Source organism: Acidithiobacillus sp. AMEEHan (genome assembly GCF_030996345.1).
In the GTDB taxonomy this organism is placed as follows: Bacteria; Pseudomonadota; Gammaproteobacteria; order Acidithiobacillales; family Acidithiobacillaceae; genus Igneacidithiobacillus.
In genome coordinates, this window is the sequence record NZ_CP118747.1 from 1,666,459 (window position 1) to 1,685,589 (window position 19,131).

Here is a 19,131-nt window from a genome sequence, read left to right on the forward strand (position 1 = left end):
GAATCATAGCGCTAACTCCCAGTTTCCGCCAGTTTTTCGGGGACTTGGCGCTGATAGCGACGGCGTGTTTTGGCCACTTCGAGGCCCTCGAGCAGGAGTTTCAAACCGGTCCAATCCAACTCCCCCGCTGGAGGTCGCTGCCAGCTCCAGAATTGGCCGCGCTCCAGGCGCTTGGCCCAGAGGCAATACCCTGTGCGATCCCAGTAGATCACCTTCATCTGCGTGGCGCGGCGGTTCACGAAGACGAAACAGTGCCCAGACAAGGGATCCTGCCCCAGGAACTGCCGCACCAAAGCCGACAGCCCGTCAAAAGACTTGCGCATGTCTACCGGTACCCGGCAGACGAAGACCCGGATGCGCCCCTCGGGAAAAAACATCTCAGCCGCGGCGAATGGTAAGGGTGCAGCCGGCGCCCAAGTCCAGACGAATCTCCAAGGAAGAAATCCCTGTCTCCCGCTCGCTTGGCAATCCCAGCTTCAGGAACTCGGGCAAGGGGGCAACGCTGGAAGATGCCGCCGTCTTTTGGCTGGCCCCACCCCGCAGCCGCTGCCGCCAGTAGTAAAATTGCGAAAGAACCAGACCCTGCCCTTGGCAAAACTGCGGCGTTGACAGCCCGCTGGTCTCTTGTGCCGTCACCATCTCCTGCCAATACCGCGTCTTTTCTTCCGAGCTGCGCATGATCTTACTTCTCCAAGCGTCCCAAGGAGCCATCATGCTGGCAACACAATACCCTCAACGAAAGAACGCCGCGGAGCGATCGCTTACCCACAAACAAAGATCATTCTCCATCGGGACATGATTCTACTGCGAACTACTGGATATACCGTTGTTCCCGCAGAAATTTACAAAGACAGTTCTGGGAAAGTTGTAATTCATCATGGAACATACAATCCCTTTGACCTGGAATCTGTGTTAGAGGGAATCAACAAGTGAAAATCTTTTAGTTGATATTTTCATTTTTAAAGTAGCTCCCGCCACCAGAAGACCAGAACTACGGCTTTACATAATTGAATCCATGCGATTCTAGCTGCATGATTCTCACAATTCCCGCGGGTACGATTACGGCAGAAGGAACTAGTTTCGGCATGTGCCCAAGCTTCTTTTTGAATTGCAGCATGGTATTGTGGCAGGCATCGAACTCAACTCCCTCGGAATTCAACGCAGCAATCCTCTGCTTCATTGGGCTATTGGCTAGAAGAAATTTCAATCCTGGACCAAAAGCCACAATCACCACTTGTACCTTTTCTTGCCCGAAGTAGTTCAGGATGTTTTGGCTGGTATTCAGTACAAGATCCCAGCGTGCCGGGTTATCCTGACTTACTTGCACCACTAATTTTCGATTCGCAAATGGATGGTCGTGAATAAAAGCTGGATGATCAAAATGAAAATCATTGAGCATAGACACATTGGCAAAGGCAGACGCCATGCCAACTGTCAAAACCACCAATCCAAAAGAAGCATATTTTACGATGTTTTTCAATAAAGACTGCATCTGTACTGGTCTCCTCGTCTCAGAAACTGATCATGGCCTGCAGGGCAAACTCATTGTCTGTTGCCGCACTCACTGCCGCACCTGGGCTATTTGCTGCTACCCCGGGGGCTTGGAGAGTACGGAAATAGTATCCTGCCATCAGCTTAGTGATCGGCGTAAAGTGGTACTGCAAGGCTAGTGCCCAAGTCTTAAAGATTCGTTCCTGGCCAACGGATGCTAGATTGGGGAGCCGGTTGTAGTAATCATAACGAACATCTGCTTCAATACGTTTGGTGAGGAACAAGCCACCCTCTACATAGTAGCCGTATGCCGAATTGTTGATATTTGGGTAGAGTTGATCGTTGTATAGTGCTGGTTGCAAGCCAAACTGTTGACTGAAGGCTGCGGGGGCAGAGATCCAGCCATTCCCTCGCATGTACTCAAACTTGAGGCGTCGTCCCCAAGGTTTCATATAGCCCTGCAGGTATTGGAAGCCCGCGCCTTCTCTCTGCATAGTGTAGGAATGTCCAAGGTAGTCCGGTTGCGCATTTTGATACCAGGCCCAGGCGGTGAGATCGCTTCGGAAGGGCCCGTGCCCGCCAAAAATATAGGAGCCCTGCACGCGCGCTGCGTAGAGAGGACTGTTAGATAGGTTCCCTGCAGACACACTGCCATACATCCCTATCATGGCTCCATAAGCGAATTGCCAGTGGCCCCAGGTCTTCCAGTCAAAAAATTGAACGCCCGGATACCGGAATGCATTGGCACCAAGAGCTTCTGTAGATGGCACGAGCACGGAACCGCTTGGGCCCGCTGCGTAAGGTGTGGAAGGTCGCGCGGCATAAAGGGGTTGCAACATCAACTGATTGATGACGGTGGGAAAGACGACGTAGTTGTAGCTCATGTATCCATTCATGGCATCTTCAGCGCTGGGTGCACGAATAATTCCCGCTTCTACCCGCACCCACGGGATGTAACCACTGAAGGTAAAATGGCCGTCCTGCAGCTGAGGAAGGTATTGACCTCGAACATTGGTGGCTGCGTTATTGCCAAATTCACCCGCGAAAAAATAGGAGATATGAGGATTGATCCATCCACGGATCATCAGACGGGCCCTTTGAATAATGCCGGTGGTACTCTGAGAAAAATTAGGCCCAACCAAATTATCATGAGGCACAGCCGAAATATAGCGTTTCAGTGCTGGGTTGTAGATTTCTGCCGAGGTGCCTGCCATGGCAAAAACGCTGGGCTCGATAAATCCCGAGATCAGTGGAACATTTTTCGTATTCGTGTCTTGCAGCTTGAACCAGTTTGCAGCGGATGCAGGGCCGGCATAAACCGCCATTGACCCTATAGCTAATAAAAGATAAAGCCGACGTTTGCTTGGTGCAGGAAACCCCATCATATCACCCCTTTGGACTTGTGTTTGTTGGGGCGATGTGGAAGCATTATCTGTGCCATTAGATTTTTGGGACTCTGCCAATCATTTTTGCGCCGAATCGCACCTTGGTGAGCGATACTGGTGTCCCTCTAGGAACTATGGCGTATGTGTGTTTTCTAATATACTGAAATATTGGAGGTATTCAAGTGAACAATTTTGCAAGGGGTGTTACCAGCATTCTAGGTGCATTATTCCTAGCATCCTCGGCCAGCGCCGCCAATTTCTATGTGGAAACGGTTCCTGCTCCGATTAGCAGGGTAGCCCCTGAGGTTGCACAAGCGCTCGCCACTCACCACTTCAAGGTGGTCTTGCACCTCGATATTTTGAAGCGGATTGAGGCAAAGGAGAAAGTACTTCATCTGCCCGACCTGAACCGAGGAAAATTCACGGATGTCCAGGCTTTCGTTTTTTGTAATCCAATATTCTTTAGTCGGTTACTAAACAGTCATTGGAAGTCTGCATCTGTTTGCCCGTTAGACCTGACGGTCTACGGCAAGGATGGATCAACAACCATCGTGTATCCAGAACGTACTGCATATACTCAAAACACACCGGCTAACGAAACGGCAAAGCAGATTGATACGGCGGTTGTATCTGCCCTCAAAAGCATCCCCGGAGCCAAATAATCGCTAGGAGCAGGGCCGTATGCTTGGCGCCAGGTTAGAATTTCTGGCGCCAAGCAACTGCCAGAGCTGGTCAGTCATAGCTTCAACTGCTCAGTATACTGGTACCAACGCGTACCCCTTTTCCTGATAGGCAATCACGGAGATGAAGCCGCTTTCCACCGGATGAACCGCAGGTATCACCATGGAGGGATGCACATCCATGCCATGCAGGGCAACGCCACAGGCCTGAAACTGAATGCCTTGTGTGGTGAGCTTATCAATCTCGTGCTGGATGCCCGCCACAGCCCGTTCTTCGGTACAGGGGATACCCCGGCGGTCTTTGGTCAGGAATGCCACATCAGGACCAATGAACACCACGATGAAATGTGGCGTGACCTTTTGTGCCAAAAGTTGATGGCGTGTCAGCCCAATGACCTTCACCAAGTGTTCAACCGCGTTGGGGTTTTTGACATTCACCAGAAACACGGCCTTTGCCGTGTGCAAGCCAGATAGGGCCTGAGCGTCGGTCAATGGAGCGGCCTCTGCACAGGAAAAAAAGATACCCAGTGATATCACCGCAAGAAATACGAAAAAATGACGTTTCATGATTCACCTCTTAGTGATGCCATCCACCATTCCATCTGCCACCACCATGCCAATAGCCCTGCCATCCTCCGTGAGCCCAAGGTGGTGGCCCTCTTCGCGGCCACGGAGGGGGACCATAAGCTACTGGAGGCGGCGCGTAGTACGCCACAGGAGGCGGGGCATAGTAAACGACGGGTGGAGGAGGAGCGTAGTACACCGGAGGAGGCGCATAATACGCGGGTGGTCCCACCTGCACGCTCAGCCCAGGAACTGCAAGCCCCACGGAAACGTCAGCTTGTGCTATTGGCACTGTGGCCACCAGCCCGGCAAAGATAAGCGTGCCAGCTGTAGTCAGAAATACTCTACGTGGCTGCATGGCCATTCTCCTGCCCCGAGACTAGGAGTAATAATCAACGTTAGATTTCTCAAGGTGGTCCTCCGGGACCGCCTCTCGGCCCAGGCCCTCCCGGTTGTTGGTGGTTCTGCGGACCTCTATTCGGCCCCTGTTGTGGCCCTCCGCCGTGCTGCGGGCCTGGCCCACCTCTTTGATAGGGTTGTTGTGGCTGTCCTTGGAAGCCTTGCGGCCCTCTCTGCGGCGGGCCCTGGTGCTGGAACTTTGGTCCGCCTGGATGATCATACCTCGGTCCGCCGTTCATGGGCTGCGGAGGGCCACCTGCAGGGCCATGTTGGAAGTTCTGGGGACCATAATGGCCTGGCATTTGGGGCTGAGGCCCCTGTTGCTGAAACTGAGGCCCTCTCGGTTGAAAATGTCCTGGAGGTCCAGGAGGTAGAGGTCTCGGAGCCCCTGGAGGCGCTGGAGGTGGTTGCCTTACCCCCATGTAATGGAAAAAGTTTCCTGGAGGCGGTGGAGGTGACGCCCCATAGGGTGGCCTGGGAGGAGGTGGAGCACCCGGAGGTAAAGGGGGTGGTGGGGATGGGTAGTACTGGTAATACGTTTGGGGGTAGTAGTACCACATGATGTACTGAGCGTAGAGGGGCTGGCTATAGTAGCTGCCATAGTTGGAAGGCACCTGAAAGTACCCGTACTGTTGGGGCCAATCACTGCTGAGATAAATTTCACCTTCGTAAGGCTGAGGATAATAACCATAACCGCTCTGGTAATAACCACCATAGGGTTGATATGTGCAGCCAGACAACAACAGCCCAACTCCAGCAGCCACAAAAAACGCGCTAGTTCTCATGATCGTCTCATAGGCCTATTTAGCTTCAGGCTAATGTTCAATTCCCATTGAGCCCGTTTTCAATGTGTGGTATCGCAGCTCCAACACCTGCGCCCACGGCAGGGTTTCCGGCAGCCACCGTGCCTAGAACACGAATCGTCAATGGCTTTCTGTTACTACAGACCTTGCTCGTCATTAGACCACCTCTTTGCCAAAGTGTAGACCACGCTGTAGCGTAGGGACGAAGAAAAGAAAGAAGAGCTACTGAGGGGCGCATCCGCTACCTTCGTCGATCAACGAGGAGTTGAGACCGTGCTGTGCTACTTTTCCTTCATCGGACAAGTTTTGATGCCCAAAAGACTGTAGGCCGGGCAGATGCCCACAATCCCCGTAACCAAGGGCAGCAAGCCAATCCAGCCCCAAGGAGTTTTGGGACCCACGAAGACCAGAGCCACAAGAATGATGCCAACAACCACGCGAATGCCGCGATCCACACTGCCTTCATTGATAGTCATTTTCGGTCCTCCCGTCGCTAAGCAGGCTTTGATTGTGGTCAGCGGTGAAGCAATTCGTGTTGGCCACAGTGTCCGGTTTTTACTGGCTAGGAAAAACTCCCCCATCACCGACCGCTTCTTCTTCAATGACCTCTCAAAGGAACCATTACTGCGCCCCTCTTGAGCCGCTAGTTCCAAGGCTTGGTCCTCTGAAGGAGAGGAGCTTCCCTAGCTAAGGAGCTTGCTCCAGCACTTCTTCCTTGTCTACTCCTTCCCCGAGGATTGTAGAAGCAAATTAGTAATGTCCGCTCTCGGCAAGATAGAAATGTCCGTTTCAGAGTTTGGAAGTGGAGACTTGGATGGAGAAGCGGATCGAGATGAACGAGCGAGAGCTGGAACGGCTGAAGGTGCTTGAGCGGGTACTCGCTGGGGATCTTGATCAGAAGCAGGCGGCGATGAGGTTGGGGCTGACGGATCGGCAGGTCAGAAGACTGATGAGGCGCTATGAGTGCGAGGGTGCGGCAGGGCTCATCAGTCGGCGACGGGGGAAGCCCTCCAATCGGCGCCTTGCGCCGGCGGTCAAGGAAACGATCCTAGCGCGGGTGCCAGAGCGCTACGCGGACTTTGGTCCGACGTTGGCGGTGGAGTATTTGCGTGGGGAAGGCTTGCGGGTCTCCAAGGAGACGTTGCGCGGCTGGATGGTCGAGGCAGGCTTATGGAAGGCCAGACAAAAGCGCTCACTCCGTCTGCATCCGCCGAGGCCCCGCCGGGTGCGGCGCGGTGAGCTGATCCAGATCGATGGCAGCCCCCATGACTGGTTTGAAGGTCGGGGGCCGCGCTGTTGCCTGATCGCCTTCATCGACGACGCCACCAGCCAGGTGACGTTTGCCCGCTTCGTGCCGGTGGAGAGCACACAGGCCTACCTAGATGTGCTCAAGGCTTACGTGACGACCTACGGCTGCCCGGCGGCGCTCTACAGCGACCGGCATGGCATTTTTACCAAGCACGATCCGGAAGATGGCAAGCCCACCCAGTTCCAACGTGCCACAGCCAGCCTGGGCATGGAGACGATCCAGGCTTTGACCCCACAGGCCAAGGGGCGGGTGGAGCGGCTCTTCCAGACCCTGCAGGATCGCCTCGTCAAAGCCATGCGTCTTGCGGACATTGCCGATATCGAAGCCGCCAATGTCTTCCTGACGGGTTATTTGCCCGAGCACAATGCCCGCTTCGCCGTCGCGCCGCTTGATCCGGCAGATGCCCACCAGTCCTATGAAGGCGAGGCCAGCGAACTCGCCCGCATTTGTGCCATCCAACACACCCGCACCCTGTCCAAAGACCTGGTGCTGTCTTTCCGACGGCAACGCTACATCGTGCAAACGAACGGCGCACCCCGTTATGCCCTGCGGGGGAAGAGAATCACGGTGGTCGAGTATGGCGACGGGCGGGTGGAACTGCTTGCCGGTCAAGAAATCCTGCCCTACAAGGTATTCGATCCCGCCCAGGACGTCTTCACAGCCGTCGATGACAAGACCCTCAATGCACGGGTGGATGCCATCCTCAAGACACGCCAGCCCAAAGAGAAAGGGCGGCCCGGTCCCGATCACCCTTGGCGACGCGCCTTCGCAACCCCTCCCACGGACGACAAAACATCTCCCCTCAACCGGACATCTCTATTTTGCCCAGAACCGGACATTTCTACTTTGCCTTGACACTCCTTCCCCGAGGATCAATGTCATCAACCGAGTGGCCAGTGCAAGGCTGGAGGATGGCAGCTATAGCCCTCCTGACAGTTCTTTTTGCCCAAGACTGGGAACAACCAGTCAAAAATTTATAGAATTCAATAGAGCTGGGGCCAATAAAAATTGGCATAAACTTTAGAATATTAGCACAAAGTGATCAAACTGTGTAGCAGGCGGCCCCGTGGTGAGGCCAGCGTAAACCACTAGCCGTTACCAGCTGCTATGAGCCGGCGGAACAGTTTCATTGTTAGCATAGTACGCCAATTTCGGCGTTGCTGCCCACCACGTGCCACCAAAGAGCCCGTTTCCCAACGCCTCGCCCGCCCTTGTATCCGGTGCGTAGTAGTAGAGAGGATGGCCGTTATAATCTACTTGCAGTCCATTTGGTCCTTTCACCGATGAGAAAACGCCAGGGATCCCCGTCACATGCCTTGCGACCTGAGCTCTTGAAAGTAATGGGGGCCAAAGACTGGCACAGGAGCCAGAGCACGTGGCTACGCCTCGTGTATCGTGCGTGAAGTAATATAGGGTTTTTCCATTCGTACCTGCGAGCACCTCCGTCGTACGCCCGGCGACTTTGGCCTTATGCAGCTGCACCGGAACGGGCGATGGAGTTGCCTCTGCTCCTAGCGAGAAAAGCATCCCAGAAACAAACATCGTGAAGGCAAAGGCGCGAGAATATGGAATCATGTCACTCTCCTTTCCTGATATGTCGTTCCTTAATGCTAGTACAAAGTTCCAGAAAATGATTCGGCGACAGCTCCTGCCTAAATTGATATAAGCCCCAACAACCTGCTGCGAAAGAAACAGTTACATTCGCAAGCCAGAAAGTGTGGGCGTCCGGATCAACATGGCCAGCACGCCAGTCAAGGCATCATCGAGCGCCATCCTGAAAAGGTGGGAGGCACACCCAGAATGACAGAGTCTGGCGGGCATGGCGCCAAGGGGCTATCCCCTGCGCCATCGCGCCGGCGCGTAATGGCGAAAGACCAGCCTGTTCAACTGCTGCCTTCCCTCATATCCAGGTCCATAACAACTTCCCAATGATGACGGGAAGGGCTATGGCGCCCACATAACGTCTAACAATTCGACCCTCTTCATTGACCAGCAAGCTTGTAGGTGTGAGCACAACTCCGCCCAAATTCCGAGTCGCGCCCTGTCCGCCAGCCAGAGACTCCGGTTAGTTGATTCCCAGCTCCCGCATCCACGCACGCACGGCGCTGGGTGTGCTACCATTCACGGCAATGCCGATGATAGCGAAGTCTCTCCCGCCGAACCAATGCTGGAGTTGGACCAATGCCGGGGTCTCTGCCAAACACGCCGGGCAGTCGGGTGCCCAAAAATTGATCAGCTCCATTTTCTTCGGCACCACTGGCAGTTCTACGACGCCCCCGCCGCGCAGACGCTGGACGGACAAACCCGGCAATTGTTGCGGCACCGACATGTCTGCGGCACTGCCACGCCACTGCGTAAACAGATAGACCGCAATAAGTAGTGCGATCCAGATCGCAGACTCCAGCCAAAAACGTCTGGTTTTTAGAAATGCCAGCATTGCCTGCCTCGCTCAGCGCCGCAAAAAACGGTAGAGCCGGTCCAACAAGCATCCACGATGGCTATCTATCACAAGCAGATAGCCACTACCCCGTTCCCATCTCATGGCGGACTTACTTTATCCCCCTTTAGATGCTCTAACTGCCTCTGCGTGGAGATGAATCTTCCCCTGGTTCTGCAAATGTGCCAGTAATGCCGTCACACTTGCTGGGCGCAAGGAAAGTGCCTCGGCCAAGGTTTCAGGGTCTTGACTACCGCCTTGCTCGACCAGCTCGAGAACTTCATCCTCCCGGGTTGCAAGCCACTCCTCGAAGAGTTGGTGCAGTTCTGGTTGGGCATAGGCCGCAAGGGAAGTCGTGCGGTGCATGGTTTCCAGCATTTCCGAGCACATCGCCATGCACGTTCCCATCATCTGCTGCATGGGATTGCCGCCTTCCGTAGATTCTCCCTTTTGGCCCATCATCTTCTGCATCATTGCCATGGGGCTACCACCTTCTCCCATCATTTTTTTCATCATGCCCATACCCATCTCCATGGGATTGCCCCCTCCTGATTTCGGAGAACCACCGGTTCCCTGATCGCCGGATGTTTGCCCTTCTGTTGTTTCGGTATCCATTGCAACTCTCCTATTTGGCTGGTTAAGGAATCGCCGAGTAGTGGTACTTTCTGCTGTTTCCGCTACTCGGAGCGTTGGAAGATTGCACCATAGTGGTACGGCGGAAGTTCGACGACGCGGAGCAAGCGTAAGTCGGCAGGTTCGACAACAGAGCGCACTTGCTCAGGCGTCATTCGCAGTTCTGTACGTGGCCCACGAGGCTGCCCGAGAACCGGCGTTTCCTCTCGCGGGCGGGCATGCCAGTTGACGATGGCAAACAGTCCTCCGGGATTCAGCGCGCCCGCCACTTCTTGCGCAAGCGCGGTCTGGCGCGGCACGCCATGGAAGGTATTCGCCATGAGGCAATAGTCCACCGGCTCGGTAAGCAGGTGTCGGAGATCCATGGCGTCGCCTTGGAGAAAGGTGCAGTTTCCAACTTCCGAACAAACGGTGCTGGCTTGCTTCAGCATCTGCTCATCCAGATCGAGGCCAATGACCTTACCCGTTGCGACTGTCTGCGCGAGCGGCAGGGTGAAATATCCATCCCCGCAGCAGAGGTCCAGCACCGACATGCCAGCCTCAACGCCGAGACTCTTGATGACCCCTTTAGGGTCAGGCCAAAGAGCTTGCCACCAGTCAGGATCCGGCATGACCGTAGCTCGGAAAAATGCCGCTTGCTCTTTCGCATCCATCCCTACTCCTTTCGCACTATTCCAAATCCTCGCGCATCTGCTGGTATTCTTCGCGGGTGATCTCCCCTTTGGCATAGCGCCGATCCAAGACTTCCCGCGGGGTTTCTCCCGTCCTGGGCGTTTTGTGCGAACCACCGCACACGGGACCGCCGCCCATGCCCCCGCGCATCATGAAGACCAGGAAAACCAGTATCAGCACCAGAAAAAACAGCGGGAAAAGCCACATCCAGGGCATTCCCCAACCCCACCCATTCTCTACCCACATGATTTCGCACTCCTCTCGTCTCGTTGATCACTTACGTCACCCTGAGAAATGCTCGTAGGGCTGTGCTCTTCTGCCCAGCACTGCAATGATCGTAAGATCTGCAACAACTCAGGATCGGGAAGGCAATAGTAGATAAAGGCTCCCTGGCGTTCGGCGCGCACCAGACCCGCTTCCCGCAATATGCGCAAATGGAAAGAGACGTTGGTCTGTGGCAGCCCCGTACTGCGGATGATATCTGTCACCGGCCGACATTCCGTTCCCAGCGTGCAAAGAATGCGCAGTCGGTTTGGTTCCGCGAGAGCCTTAAAGATAGGCTCTAACAGGGTAGCGGAAGGGGTTTGCGATGCCACGACGTCCACCTCTTTGACATGAGCCGTAATTTATATGTATCGTTGCTGATATTGATTCTGTCCGTCACCTTTGTCAATAGCGCATTCCAGGACGGTCTTCCCTTTCTTAGGACTCACTATGCTGAACTTGATCCACTTCGACTTTTGTCCTTTCTGCCAACGAGTACGTTTGGCGCTGGGTTATAAGCGGTTGCCCTGCAGCGTGACGCCTGCTCGGTTCTATGGTCCCCAGCACTTTCTTGCCATTAGTGGTTTCGAGCGCTTGCCCGTCGTGGTCTATCCTGACGGAACCCGCCAAGGGGAATCGCTGGAAATCATCGCCGAACTGGACCGTCGGTACCCGGCAACCCCACGGCTCCAAGAGGGAGTCATTACCCCAACGCAGTTGGAGGATGTGCTGGCCTGGCGTAAGCGTATCAGTGACGCGCTATTCCGGCTCATTGCGCCAACCTTGCCGCAGTATCCCAGTCTCGGCGACGATCCCCGTGCCATGCGCTACTACCGGGAACGGATGGAAAGCTGGTTGGGAGACACCTTGGAAGGACTTGCAGCCCGCCGTCACGAGTGGTACGCAATGCTCCTGCCAGAGCTCGGCAGGATCAGCGAACGTGTTTGCAAGCAGGAGTTCTATGGAGAAACATTCTCTATTGCAGACACCCTGATCACCGGCGACTTGACCGGGCTGCGTCTCTTGGCGGACATCAAGCTCCCGCCGGAGCTAACTGCCTACTTTGAGCGCGTGGAAGAGGCGACGGGGGTAGGGCTTTTGCCAACATTCTAAAAAGCATCTCCGTTTCCTTTGTTCCAGTCGGGCCATTCGAAGCAACTGGCTCTACAGAGAGTTACTACAAGTCCTCCCAATGGCAGAGTGGATGGCAAAAGTGTTTCAACAATACGCACCATGAAATTTCCAGAATAGAGGAATATGCCGGTGTGTACTGCTGCTCGGAACATATGTTCTCGGCATTCGCCCACGTACAAGAGCAAATTCTCGGTGGAATATTGATTATGGCCAGCGGGACATTGGTACTCGTTAGTCTGTGTATCCCAAGTGAAGTCCTTCCGAGAGAAGGTTCCGTCCTCGCTCCGATTTATCCCAAACCGACACATGGGGCTCAATCTGCTTCTCCTCTACCAGCCACGCTAGCATAGGCGCCGCACCATACGCCGTGTCGCCGAGCAGACGTTGGGGCGTTATCGCAAACCGCTCCTCGACGCGCTCGATCATCAGCCGGGTAGATGCCACCTCAGCGCTGCGATAGGCGGGAGTTGCCTCGACTATTGCGCCAGGCAAAGTACAGCAAGGGGATCGCCCAGAGGGCCGAAAAGCGGTAGATCTGGTCAAGGGGAATCCAGTTTTGCAGGGGTCCCAGGCCGGTAGACCCAATCCCCTCACCAATCATCAAGGCACCTACCAGCAGACCCGCCATCTGGGTTCCCTCTTTCGGGTGCGCCTGAATTCCGTACGACATGCTGTACGGGTAGTAAATCCCGCAGGCAGCCCCGGCGAGGGCATAGGCGAGGATCAAATCGCTGCCGCTATGCAAGGCAGGTATCCACAAAAAGCAGGCCGCCATACCGATGGGCGCTAACAAAAATACCGGGCGCTGCAGCCATGTTGCGGGGATGGCGCCGAGCACAAATCGGGCGACGGTCATTCCTCCCCAGAACAGCGATAGGGCCAGGGCCCCGGTCGTTGCCGAAAGGTGCTGATCGACACTCACCAGCACATTGGCCCAACTGCCAAAACTCCCCTCACAGATGGCATAGATCACTACGCCGACGAAAAAAGGCCACATAGAACGGCGCCAGGCACGAATCCCGCCCAGCTCTTGCCGATCGGCCTTGCTTTCGTCGGGTAGCGCCAGTGCCTGCAAACCCAGCCAGAGCAGCACCAGCAAAGCGGGCCACAAGACCCAGGCGCCCCAGGCCGTAGCCAGATGCAGAGCCATAGGAGAGACCGCTGTTGCCCCACCAATGACGGCGTTCAGCAGGGTTACCGCAGCCGCCGCCGCACCGGAAAAGAGCAGGGAGACGGCACGATTGATGGCGGCATTGGTAAGCCCAAAGCCGATTCCCAGTAACAGGGTTTCCGCCAACAAGATCCAGATCAGGGCGCTACCTGTGACAAAAAACGCGAGGACGAGGCAGGCCATGGCAAAGGCATTGACCAGAGCACCGACACGAAACAGACCACGCGCCCCAAGACGCCGATGTACGGCTCCGGCGCTTAGCGCCGCCAGGATGGCGCCAATGATCTCCGGAAAATACAGCATGCCATAGCTGCCGTTGCTCAGGTCATAGGGAGCGTTGTGGAGGATTCTGCCGAGGGCGGGGATCAGCACGAAGGCGGCACCCTGTAGGAAGCCAGCACTGAAAACGGCAATGGTTCCCCGTTGCATCTCAGTCTTCCCGGAAGCGCTGGCGCAGATGCTTGGCTACGCGCAGGGCATTCGCCATGATGGTCAAAGAGGGGTTCACGGCGCTTATGGAGGGCATGAAGCTGCCATCCACCACGTAGAGGTTGTCGAGATCGTGCGCCTTGCAAAAGGGATCGAGGACGTCCTCCCCTGGGTCCTCCCCAAAGCGACAGGTTCCCACCTGATGGGCGGTGGCAGAGACGTCCATGGGCTGGAAGAGGACCAGAGAAAAGCCCATTTGTCGCAACAGCCCTCGCCATTTCTCGCAGAGTCGGCGATGGCTCTCGCGATTCTTGGGTTCCCAGCGCAGGCGGATGGTGCCATCGTCATCGAGGGTTACACGATTTTCGGGATCGGGGAGGTCTTCCGTGGTCAACCACCAATCCACCGAGTGGCTGGCCGCAAATGCACTCATTGCTAAGGGGAGTGTCGGTCGCTCGGCATGCAGCACCGCGGGCGTCACCTTGCCTAGGGACTGGATATGCCCGAGGGGGTAGGGATAATCCGGATCGCCGGAATCATCGTAAAAATCGTTCAGCGCCAAGGTTTTTTGAAACACGGTGGAGACCGACTGCCCGAAGCGAAATGCCATGCAGGCGCTGTTGAGGTGACACATGTAGTTGCGCCCGACTTGCCCGCTGCTATTGGCCAGGCCCTGCGGGTGCCGTTCGTTAGTTGAGGCGAGGAGGATCGCGGCACTATTGATGGCTCCAGCCGCCAGTACGACGATCCGCGCGGAAAAGCGACCCTGCTCGGTCTCCACCGCCTCGATGCGCTTGCCGTCGGCACTGCTGAGAAGACGTAACACCCGATGCTGGGTCTGGAGGCGCACATTTGGTGACTCCAGGGCCGGGCGCACGCCACACATCTCGGCATCGCCTTTGGCCCGCAACATACAGGGAAACCCGTCGCAAGTCGGGCAGCGCACACAAGGGCTGTGCTCGGGATCATCCTCCAGACGATGGATGGCCAGGGGGAGCGGGAACGGATGGTGCCCCATTTTCTGCAGTGCCGCTTCTACCTCGGCGACGGCGGGCTCATGAGGAATGGGGGGATAGGGATAGGGCGAGCGGGGTGCTTCCGTGGGATCGACGCCCGCAAGCCCATGGGTATAGTACCAAGCCTCGGCCTGGTCGTAGTAAGGCGCCAGGTCGGCGTAGGCAATGGGCCAGGATCGGGTAAGTCCATCGCGGTGCTGCCGCGCTTGAAAATCCTTTTCGCGACGGCGCAGGACGGCAGCGCCGTAAAACTTGGTATTACCACCCACGTGATAACCCAGGACCGGAGAGAAGCTGCCGCCTGCTGCGTTACGCCACTCTTCCCGACTGTGGTAACGATGGGCGTGAAAGACTACCTCCGGATCCCAGTTACCCCACTCTCGGGGTAAATAATCTCCCCGTTCCAACAAGAGAATACGCAACCCACTGTCGGCCAAGGCGCGCGCCAGGGTGCCGCCACCTGCGCCGGAACCAATGATGAGGACATCAGCGTCCATAGCTAGCCCCCGTGGCGAAACTCGGGATAGATCAACATACCGCCATCAACCGCCAGGGTCGTGCCGGTAATGTAGCTGGCGAGGTCGCTGGACAGAAAAGCAACCACATTTGCCACTTCCTCTGGTTTTCCCAAGCGGCCCATGGAGATCTTTTCGTCGAGGTCTTTCAGGGTCTCTGGATTGCTCCAGACGTCTTGGTTGATCGGGGTCTGGATGGCGCCAGGGGCGATGGCGACCACGCGAATCCCGCGGTCGGCGGTCTCCTGGGCCAAGGTCTTGGTGAACATCGAGAGGCCCGCCTTGGCACTGGTGTAGGCGCTGTACCCCTTCCACGGAATGAACTCATGGACAGAGGTGACATTGATGATGACCCCGCGCTGCTTTTTCTCCATGTGAGGAATGGCAGCGCGGGCGCAGTAGTAGGGCCCGAAAAGATCAACGGCGATGACCTGTTGCCAACGCTGCGGATCGTCCTTGCCAACCACGGCCCGGGCACCGTCCATGCCCGCATTGTTGACCAGAATATCCAAACCCTGGAATTTGCTTTCCACCGCCGTCATCAATGCTGCCACTGCCTCGGGATCGGAGATATCGGCAGCAAAGGCATCTGCCGTTCCTCCGGCGGCGCGGATTTCGTTGACGACGGTATCCGCGCCTTTTTGATCGCGGCCGTAATGGACTGCCACTCGTGCCCCCGCCGCCGCCAGGGTCCTGGCCATGGCCTGCCCCAGACCGCCGCTAGCGCCCGTAACCACTGCCACCCGATCTCGTAACTCAATGCCGATCATGCTCTGCCTCCATCACCGTCACGGAAAAATCCTCGCCAAGCCATCCCTTGTCCTGCCAGTGGATGGTGAACCTGAGAAAGGTACCTGCCGGCAATTTGTCCGTCGGCAGGATTGCCAAGTGGCCCAGTTCCCAGTCCTCGGAGGGGTATCTTGCACTTGATCCCAGTCGTTGATTCCCCAATGCACCTGGAAGGGCTCATGCAGGAGAATGCGAAGCTCCTGCCCGACGCCGATACGACGGGGACGTTGCCGCAGCCGCCAGAGTCGATAACTGATCTGCGGGGGGCGACCCTGGTAACGCTTCCAGGTGGCAGGTGGTCGATCCACCGCTTGGCCGGCGAGAACACTGTGGCAGAGCTTGATGAATTCGCCGTGGGCCCAGACCAGAGGCATGGCAGAGCCACTGGGCTTGCCTGGGAAAAGATGTTTTTCGGGGATGGGATCGGTATCCCAGACCTGTTCTGGAAGCAAGCCGCCGCTGCCGGTCATGGCCGCCATGGCCTCCAGATAGGGGCGGGCGTCCTCCCCAGCAGCCAGGGCATAATGCCCGCGCTCACCGACCAGAAGGGGCCAGCCGCGGCCCAGCCCGGTGCCATCGAAAGGACTGCCGTCGCGATGCTCGCCATAGCCATCGCCATTGTAGCGGTGCCAAACGGGGCCGCTCGGGGTATCGCTGCGCAGCAACGCATCCATGACTTTCACCGAGTCCTGAATGTGTGGATCGTCGGCAAGTCGTAGACCACAGCGCACCAATTGCAGAAAATCGGTAGCGACCTGTTCGCAGGCGGGTAAATGCGGGTCATGGGCCCGATTCTTGATCAACACCCACTCATTTTCGGCGCCATCGTGAGTCAAAACGTCCTGGGGGCTAATGCGCAAATAATAGCCGCGCACCCCATGTTGCTTGGCGAGGTCCGTATCGCGAACGAAGGTCCAGTCCTCCAGGCGCGCATTCCAGTAATCAGCAACCACGAGGGCGAGCTCCGCCGCCTTGCCGCCCAGAATTTCTGCCCCTTCTACCAGAGCGGCTATCGCCACCGCGAGGGTGAAGGGATTGACGCCCGCATCCTCTTCCCAGCGATCCTGACCGGTCACCGGCCCCTCGCGCAGGATGAAGCGCAGGGCACGTTGTACCATGTCGCGAACGGCGATGGCGCCCAAGGCATCGTGGGCGCGGAGCAGAGATGCCAGCAGCACCGGAAAAGCGGCCTCATCCAACTGAATCCCTTGCCAGAAAGGTTTGCCGCCCAGCCACTGGTTCTGCAGCCAGTGCCCATCGGCCTGCTGGGTGCTGATGAGGTAACAGAGCACCTGCCGCGCTTCCTCGGTCATACCCGCTATGAGCGCAGCACCGGCACTCTCTACCAAATCGCGGGACCAGACCAGGTGATAGCCGCCACGGCTGTCGCTGGCTTCTCCCCAGGGCACCGAGAGACTGGCCACCAAGGCGCCGGGAAAGGTCCGATCGGCGTGTACCTTGAGAACCGTCTTTGAGCTTTGATACAAGGCTTGCACGGCGGCGGAAAATTTTCTTTTGAATGTGGCAGGATGACGGTGTCCTTCGTGCCAATGCAACCAAGCCTCTCGATAAGACCCGGAAATTTCAGCAAAACCCTGGACGAGGCTGGCCCAGGCGTTGGTGGCGGCGGCTTCCTTGCTGCTGCCCAGACCCAGCGCCAGATTCCCCTGGCGTGGCAATTCACCGGCTAATGCCACTTCACCCGGCCCGGCGCTGTCATAGTCCCAAAGCATACGACCGTTCTGATTGAAGTCCTGCCAGAGATCGCTGGCGCCGACCTCGCCCACCGAGCGGCGGAGAAAGCACGGTAGCCCCTCCTGGTTCTGGCAGAGCAGGGCGAGGCCGAAAGGCCCCTGTTCTGCCCAGAGCAAATTGCGCCCCTCCCAGCTACCGCTCCAGGCTTGGTTCTCTGCGGCATCCCCCCCAGGCGGGCGGCACAGAGTAGGTACGGGCGTAGGCTCTCGTCACCTTTCAGGGAGTATTCCAGCAGCAGGACGTCGCGACTTGGGTCGGGGCAGATGCACAGGGAGAAGGTGAAGCGTTCATGATGGTGGGTGATTCGGGGGAGTGGGATTTGTGGATCTTCCAGTTGCAAGTCGACGTTGGCCAGGTTTTTGATCTCCACCCAAAAGCCTTGGTCGTCAGCAATGATGAAGCCCAGATCGCGGATTTGCGGGATGTCGATTCGGGGGTAGAAAACCTCCGTCAGGATTCCCCGGCCCACGGTAAACCACACACGACCACTGTTGGGAGCAACGCCAACGCAACTTTTCTGGGCAGTCGCCCAGACCGGGTGGCGCCAGCTAGGCGATGGTGCATGAGACATCGTTACCCTCCTTTCCCTGTGGCATTCAGTTACAGTGTAGGGTACGCAGGTGAAACTCGCCTTGACAAAGAAGCGCCCGGCTATCGACAATCGCCAGAATTTGCGCGGGTCATGGGGTTCGCGCCAAAGCGGGAGAGAGAGCAGAATGGACTTTGGTGGCGTAAAAGAGCTCGTCCATGCGGATATGCTGGCAGTGAACCGCGTCATCCAGGAACAGCTGCAATCTGGTGTTCCCACCATCCCTGCCATGGGCGCGTATCTGGTCAACGCCGGTGGAAAACGTCTGCGCCCCATCATCCTCCTGCTCGCGGCGCGTCTGGGGGGAGATCGCAGTGAACGGCCCATTCCCTTGGCAGCGGTCGTGGAGTTCATTCACACCGCCACCCTGTTACATGACGATGTGGTCGACGGCTCCGAGTTGCGGCGCAGCAATGCCACCGCCAATCAAATCTGGGGCAACGCCGCTGCGATTCTGGTCGGCGATTTTCTCTATGCCCGGTCCTTCGAGATGATGGTGAAGGATGGTGATATGCGGATCATGGCAACCATGGCCGAGGCCACCAGTGTCATCGCGCAGGGCGAGGTGGCGCAGCTGGAAAACGCCAACGATGCCGACCTCGATCCGGAAAGCTACTATGCCGTAATCGCCGCCAAGACCGCCAAGCTCTTCGAGGCCGCAGCGCGTCTGGCAGCCATCGTCAACCAGATGCCTCCCGAGCAGGAAAACGCCCTGGCCGAATATGGCAGACTCCTCGGAACGGCTTTCCAGCTCATGGATGACGCCCTTGATTACGAGGCCGCCGCCGAACGCATGGGCAAGAATCGCGGCGATGATCTGGCCGATGGCAAGGCCACATTGCCATTCATTCATGCGATGCGCGAGGCGAGCCCGGCGGAACAAGCCATTCTTCGCGCCGCTCTGGCCGATGAAACCCGCCAGCATCTCCCCCAGGTTCTCGAAATCATTGCCAAGACCGACGCCATTGCATACACTTTGCGCTCTGCTGAAAAGATCGCCCGTCAGGCTCGTGACTGCCTGCAGAGCTTTCCAGAGTGCAGCGAAAGGCGTGCACTCCAGTTTTTGGCGGATTTTGCGGTCCATCGTGACCACTAA

General features: G+C 56.9%; 21 protein-coding genes and 2 pseudogenes. 5 read left to right on the top strand and 18 right to left on the bottom strand.

Going from position 1 to position 19,131, the window contains the following annotated elements:
* Positions 1 to 11 precede the first annotated feature (11 nt).
* The 4 genes from tnpB to ORD17_RS08645 form a co-directional block, all read right to left on the bottom strand.
* Entirely contained in the window at positions 12 to 377 is a 366-nt protein-coding gene (tnpB, locus tag ORD17_RS08630; protein WP_308387601.1) for an IS66 family insertion sequence element accessory protein TnpB, read from the bottom strand.
* 1 nt (position 378) lies between these two features.
* A complete protein-coding gene (locus tag ORD17_RS08635; RefSeq protein ID WP_308387602.1) occupies positions 379 to 678 on the bottom strand; it encodes a hypothetical protein in 300 nt (99 codons plus the stop codon).
* 313 nt (positions 679 to 991) lie between these two features.
* Positions 992 to 1,492: a DsrE family protein gene (locus tag ORD17_RS08640; protein WP_308387975.1), complete on the bottom strand. Its 501-nt coding sequence runs from the start codon at positions 1,490 to 1,492 to the stop codon at positions 992 to 994.
* Positions 1,493 to 1,511: 19 nt separating this feature from the next.
* Positions 1,512 to 2,816: a porin gene (locus tag ORD17_RS08645; protein WP_374693408.1), complete on the bottom strand. Its 1,305-nt coding sequence runs from the start codon at positions 2,814 to 2,816 to the stop codon at positions 1,512 to 1,514.
* Positions 2,817 to 3,058: 242 nt separating this feature from the next.
* Between ORD17_RS08645 and ORD17_RS08650 the strand changes: the two genes are divergently transcribed.
* Positions 3,059 to 3,538, top strand: a complete 480-nt coding sequence (locus tag ORD17_RS08650; protein WP_308387977.1) for a DUF302 domain-containing protein — start codon at positions 3,059 to 3,061, stop codon at positions 3,536 to 3,538.
* Positions 3,539 to 3,628: 90 nt separating this feature from the next.
* Here the strand turns inward: ORD17_RS08650 and ORD17_RS08655 are convergent, their stop codons facing one another.
* Positions 3,629 to 4,123: a DsrE family protein gene (locus ORD17_RS08655; RefSeq protein WP_308387978.1), complete on the bottom strand. Its 495-nt coding sequence runs from the start codon at positions 4,121 to 4,123 to the stop codon at positions 3,629 to 3,631.
* Here ORD17_RS08655 and ORD17_RS08660 point away from each other — a divergent pair.
* On the top strand, positions 4,112 to 4,438 hold the full coding sequence (locus ORD17_RS08660; protein ID WP_308387979.1) for a hypothetical protein: 327 nt from the start codon (positions 4,112 to 4,114) through the stop codon (positions 4,436 to 4,438). The genes ORD17_RS08655 and ORD17_RS08660 overlap by 12 nt on opposite strands.
* Positions 4,439 to 5,603: 1,165 nt before the next feature.
* On the opposite strand, the gene ORD17_RS08665 is transcribed toward ORD17_RS08660, so the two are convergent.
* A complete protein-coding gene (locus tag ORD17_RS08665) occupies positions 5,604 to 5,798 on the bottom strand; it encodes a DUF2892 domain-containing protein (protein WP_308387981.1) in 195 nt (64 codons plus the stop codon).
* 338 nt (positions 5,799 to 6,136) lie between these two features.
* On the opposite strand from ORD17_RS08665, the gene ORD17_RS08670 reads away from it, so the two are divergent.
* On the top strand, positions 6,137 to 7,486 hold the full coding sequence (locus ORD17_RS08670) for an ISNCY family transposase (protein WP_308387983.1): 1,350 nt from the start codon (positions 6,137 to 6,139) through the stop codon (positions 7,484 to 7,486).
* Between the two features lie 240 nt (positions 7,487 to 7,726).
* On the opposite strand, the gene ORD17_RS13480 is transcribed toward ORD17_RS08670, so the two are convergent.
* The 6 genes from ORD17_RS13480 to ORD17_RS08695 all read right to left on the bottom strand — a co-directional run bounded on the left by ORD17_RS13480 (position 7,727) and on the right by ORD17_RS08695 (position 10,978).
* Positions 7,727 to 8,206, bottom strand: coding sequence for a hypothetical protein (locus ORD17_RS13480; protein ID WP_374693366.1), 480 nt, complete (start codon positions 8,204 to 8,206; stop codon positions 7,727 to 7,729).
* Positions 8,207 to 8,696: 490 nt separating this feature from the next.
* On the bottom strand, positions 8,697 to 9,068 hold the full coding sequence (locus ORD17_RS08675; RefSeq protein ID WP_308387984.1) for a TlpA disulfide reductase family protein: 372 nt from the start codon (positions 9,066 to 9,068) through the stop codon (positions 8,697 to 8,699).
* 117 nt (positions 9,069 to 9,185) lie between these two features.
* Positions 9,186 to 9,683, bottom strand: coding sequence for a MarR family transcriptional regulator (locus ORD17_RS08680; protein ID WP_308387986.1), 498 nt, complete (start codon positions 9,681 to 9,683; stop codon positions 9,186 to 9,188).
* A 62-nt stretch (positions 9,684 to 9,745) separates the two neighbouring features.
* The gene (locus tag ORD17_RS08685) at positions 9,746 to 10,354 is read right to left on the bottom strand and encodes a class I SAM-dependent methyltransferase (RefSeq protein ID WP_308387987.1); all 609 of its coding nucleotides are present in this window, start codon (positions 10,352 to 10,354) and stop codon (positions 9,746 to 9,748) included.
* A 16-nt stretch (positions 10,355 to 10,370) separates the two neighbouring features.
* Positions 10,371 to 10,619, bottom strand: a complete 249-nt coding sequence (locus ORD17_RS08690; RefSeq protein WP_308387988.1) for an SHOCT domain-containing protein — start codon at positions 10,617 to 10,619, stop codon at positions 10,371 to 10,373.
* Positions 10,610 to 10,978, bottom strand: a complete 369-nt coding sequence (locus ORD17_RS08695) for a metalloregulator ArsR/SmtB family transcription factor (protein WP_308387989.1) — start codon at positions 10,976 to 10,978, stop codon at positions 10,610 to 10,612. Before ORD17_RS08695 ends, ORD17_RS08690 begins: the two co-directional genes overlap by 10 nt.
* A gap of 109 nt (positions 10,979 to 11,087) precedes the next feature.
* Between ORD17_RS08695 and ORD17_RS08700 the strand changes: the two genes are divergently transcribed.
* Positions 11,088 to 11,750, top strand: a complete 663-nt coding sequence (locus ORD17_RS08700; RefSeq protein ID WP_308387990.1) for a glutathione S-transferase — start codon at positions 11,088 to 11,090, stop codon at positions 11,748 to 11,750.
* 230 nt (positions 11,751 to 11,980) lie between these two features.
* Here ORD17_RS08700 and ORD17_RS08705 read toward each other — a convergent pair.
* From ORD17_RS08705 to ORD17_RS08730, 6 genes and pseudogenes are all read right to left on the bottom strand, one after another.
* Positions 11,981 to 12,248 (bottom strand): annotated as a pseudogene (locus ORD17_RS08705) (IS5/IS1182 family transposase); the annotation flags it as partial.
* Positions 12,217 to 13,371, bottom strand: a complete 1,155-nt coding sequence (locus tag ORD17_RS08710; RefSeq protein ID WP_308387991.1) for an MFS transporter — start codon at positions 13,369 to 13,371, stop codon at positions 12,217 to 12,219. The pseudogene ORD17_RS08705 and the gene ORD17_RS08710, both read right to left, overlap by 32 nt.
* A gap of 1 nt (position 13,372) precedes the next feature.
* Positions 13,373 to 14,884: a GMC family oxidoreductase gene (locus ORD17_RS08715; protein WP_308387992.1), complete on the bottom strand. Its 1,512-nt coding sequence runs from the start codon at positions 14,882 to 14,884 to the stop codon at positions 13,373 to 13,375.
* A gap of 2 nt (positions 14,885 to 14,886) precedes the next feature.
* Entirely contained in the window at positions 14,887 to 15,672 is a 786-nt protein-coding gene (locus ORD17_RS08720; RefSeq protein ID WP_308387993.1) for a glucose 1-dehydrogenase, read from the bottom strand.
* Positions 15,673 to 15,690: 18 nt separating this feature from the next.
* Entirely contained in the window at positions 15,691 to 17,562 is a 1,872-nt protein-coding gene (locus ORD17_RS08725) for a glycoside hydrolase family 15 protein (protein ID WP_308387995.1), read from the bottom strand.
* A gap of 11 nt (positions 17,563 to 17,573) precedes the next feature.
* Positions 17,574 to 18,266 (bottom strand): annotated as a pseudogene (locus tag ORD17_RS08730) (hypothetical protein); the annotation flags it as partial.
* Between ORD17_RS08730 and ORD17_RS08735 the strand changes: the two are divergent.
* On the top strand, positions 18,163 to 19,131 hold the full coding sequence (locus ORD17_RS08735) for a polyprenyl synthetase family protein (protein WP_308387996.1): 969 nt from the start codon (positions 18,163 to 18,165) through the stop codon (positions 19,129 to 19,131). The pseudogene ORD17_RS08730 and the gene ORD17_RS08735 overlap by 104 nt on opposite strands.